This is a genomic window from Acetivibrio ethanolgignens, assembly GCF_001461035.1.
Lineage (GTDB): Bacteria > Bacillota > Clostridia > Lachnospirales > Lachnospiraceae > Velocimicrobium > Velocimicrobium ethanolgignens.
Genome location: NZ_LNAM01000197.1, coordinates 97,186 through 100,681, shown reverse-complemented (window position 1 = coordinate 100,681; position 3,496 = coordinate 97,186). Strand labels below are relative to the sequence as shown.

Here is a 3,496-nt window from a genome sequence, read left to right as displayed (position 1 = left end):
CAAAAAAATAAGTCTGTAAGCTGTTTTCCTTGCTTACAAACTTATTATACGAGGGAGGATAACTATGAACAAAGCATATGGATACTTATCCGATTAATCGGATAAGTATCCGGCCACTAAGGTAGCGTCAGGCTTTTGCATTGCGATTAACATGGTGTTGTTAAAGCTGTAATTATGAAATTTTGACATGGTGGAAAGATATGTCTTGTACTTTTCACTCTCAAAAAGTTCCTTTAATCCTTCCTCCAACTTGTCTGTAATTTCCTGTACTTTTTGTTTTTCTGTTCTTTCGTCTGCCATAATAAACCTCCATATGTTCATTTTTTGCACGACAAAAGGCAGCCCGCTATGGACTGCCTTCTGCATAATCACACTATTAAATTAAACTGCTATAATACTTTCCAGTATCCTGCCTTTTTTGAACCAACCCGCTCTATATAACCATTTTCTCTTAAAAATGATATATTGTTTTCTACTGCTGTTTCACTCACGTCTAATATGTTATGAAGTTCCGCAGTTGTAATATTTGGATTGTCTCTCATTTCTGCAATAATCTTTTGTCTTCTGGAATTTAAGGGTTTCTTATCCCCAACCTTTTTCCCAACTTTATTCCCAACCTTATTTATTCTCTCAAATGGGATAGTAACAACAATGGAATTCTCCCTAAATGAAAATGCATCTTTTCCATACATTTCCGTAATTTTAGGAACCCCTCGTCCGGATTTCTCACTTATATGCAGTTGAAGAAATATCTCGGACAACTTTTCATTTACAGGAATTGACTCTCCCAAGAAAAATCCCTCCATGGTCTGTGCCGGAGCAAGTGTTCCTCTCGATAATATCTCTATCCGGTCAGAGAAAACCGAAATCATTGGCTCATTTCCTTCCACCCATTTATTGTGCAGAACGGCATTTATGATAGCCTCACGAAAAGCCTTATTATCAAATAAAGGAACCTCTTTCCTCTCAACAACCCTGTCTGATTCGTCCGTTTGAATCAGGTTCAACACATCCCCATAACGCAATAACTCGTCCAAGCTGTATAATAAACAGTCATTTCCAAATTCACGCACTGAGAAAAGATTAGAGCCTTTTGTTTCTCCATCAAAAATAGATACACGAAGCGGAAAATGAGAATTATCTGACAATAACTGTGCTAGAATGTTAAATTCTCCTTCTTCTGTTTTTAATCCCAAGTTCTTAATAAACGTCTTTTGATTTAAAACAATCCCTTTGGAACCATAATATCCAAAGAGTTTTTGAAATGTAAGGTCCTGATACTTCGCCGGTACCGTTTCTATCGTTTCCGTTCTTCCATCAAGTATTTTGAAAAGTTCAATTTCTCTCTTAGGGTAATCTTTCATATTACATTTTGACGATCCTATCCTTAAAAACCTCTTTTCTTTAAATGCTGTAGGAATTTCGGTTGCCGCAGGAATTACCAAACCAACGACTCTCTTTCCATAAATTTCAGTTTCTTCAAAACTAAAATTTATGCTTGGTGACAGATTTCTTGCAAGATAATTCTGATACGGTTCCTTGTTATATTCACAATACTGGTTAAATGTTGTTCCTACAATTTCATGAGTTTTATCATTTACTCCCCAAATGAAATACGCATATTTTTTATAATGAAAAGCCGCCGCATTTGACAGGGCAGATACATATTCGCCTAATGCCTCAGGCTGAAACCAGTTTTCCTTAAATTCAAACCATTCCTGTTCATCACTTAAGGCACATAAATCTAAAACAATTTGTTTAATATCCATTAGTATGCTCCTTTACCCAACTTTTATTCCCAACCAAAATAATTATAACATGTTGGGAATAAAGTTGGGAATAAAAATAAAAAACTTCAAATTTTTTATAAGGTTTCTTCTTTTCCCCTTGCCTTTTGTGGCATAGGCTTTTCTGTATCTCCTCCGGCAACCTTTGCTTTCATCACCTCCAACTTCGCCTTCAGGGACACTCTTTCTGCAGGTGCATCCGCATACTGTCTGATGCCCTTATCCTGCTCTGTACCCAATGTTTTCTCTGCAAACGGAATATTCTTCGCCGGACTGTCAGCAACCTCTTTTTCACTCTTTGGAGCTTCCGGCTCATCATCCATATCAATCCCATCATTGCCCTTTTCATCCATGTTAAGCAGGGCATTTAATGCCGACAGACGCTCTAACTTCTCCGCAAGCTCCGCTTCCTGTGCAAAAGGCTTGGTTACTTCCACCTTTGCGGTTTCAAGCTGATGCTCCACCGTTTCAAGTTTTGTCTGTGCTTCCATGAGTTGCTTTGGCATGGACTCCAGTGCATGGTTGATACGGGAGATATTGCCGAGTGGGTCTGAACCGACTTCCAGATTGTGTGAAAGCTGACCTTTCAGGTTCATCACAAATTTGTGGTTGAATGCATCAAAGGATACTGCCATCTTAAAACCTGCATATTCGCCAATGACCGCAGGGGCATTGACTGTTTTTATTTCTTTGCACATCTCCACAAGGGCTGTTCCGGCTTCTTTCTTATCCGTATAGAGCTTGTCCCCCACTTTCATGGAAAACTGCTCTTTATCCACCGGAAGATTTGCTTTTGCAGTTTGAATATCCGCCTGCATCCCACTGATACGCTCCTTTAAAATCGTGATCTGCTGAGGATAATGCTTTGCGATGTTGTCTTCCAGTCGATATTTCTGGCTGGTATGGTTTGCTTTCATAAGTTTCAATTTTGAAACTTGAATATCAAGGTCCATCTTCTCCTTGATGTAAGGATTTCCTGTTGCCAGAGCCTTGACCTCCGCATAAGTAAGCGCCGCTTCATCCACATCCTCACAGGAACGTACCGGAGATTTGCTTGTCATGATCTGACCGATAAATTTCTGCTTGTTCTCAATGAGCTGCCACGAATAACTGTCAAAAGTTCCTTCTGTCACATAGCGGAAAATCTTGACCTTCGGATTAAGATTCCCCTGTCGTAAAATACGCCCCTCCTGCTGTTCAATGTCAGAAGGACGCCAGGGCACATCAAGGTGGTGCAGTGCGATAAGTCTGTCCTGCACATTGGTTCCGGCTCCCATCTTCTGTGTGGAACCAAGCAAAAAACGGACCTGTCCGCTTCTTACTTTCCTGAACAGCTCCGCCTTCCTAAGCTCTGTATTTGCTTCATGTATAAATGCAATTTCTTCCGGTGGGACACCCTTTTCGATCAGCTTGTTGCGGATGTCCTCATAAACATTAAATGTACCATCTCCTTTCGGTGTTGACAGGTCACAGAAAATAAGCTGCGTTGATTTCTGCTCCTTTGTCTGCTCCCATATGCAGTTCATTGGAATGAAAGTGGAGATACGTTTCCTTCCGGAAGATATGAACAGTGCTATGCAGTTCATTGGAATGAAGGTGGAGATACGTTTCCTTCCGGAAGATATGAACAGTGCCTACATCCTTTATGAAGACACGAAATCCCCTATTCACAAAACCAACAAAATCGATAACTGCCACACGAAACGCAA

The 3,496-nt window shown here is 40.2% G+C and carries 1 protein-coding gene and 2 pseudogenes; all 3 read right to left on the bottom strand.

All coding sequences use genetic code 11. The features are described 5' to 3' along the window. Positions 1 to 105 precede the first annotated feature (105 nt). Positions 106 to 300 (bottom strand): annotated as a pseudogene (locus tag ASU35_RS15830) (hypothetical protein); the annotation flags it as partial. Between the two features lie 89 nt (positions 301 to 389). Next, a complete protein-coding gene (locus ASU35_RS15825) occupies positions 390 to 1,769 on the bottom strand; it encodes an RNA-binding domain-containing protein (protein ID WP_058353942.1) in 1,380 nt (459 codons plus the stop codon). A 95-nt stretch (positions 1,770 to 1,864) separates the two neighbouring features. Then, positions 1,865 to 3,304 (bottom strand): annotated as a pseudogene (locus ASU35_RS15820) (helicase-related protein); the annotation flags it as partial. Between the last annotated feature and the right edge of the window lie 192 nt (positions 3,305 to 3,496).

What these genes read in the sequence shown, in the direction of transcription:
- ASU35_RS15825 (WP_058353942.1), bottom strand. Translation starts at nt 1,769, where the DNA reads ATGGATATTAAACAAATTGTTTTAGATTTATGTGCCTTAAGTGATGAA.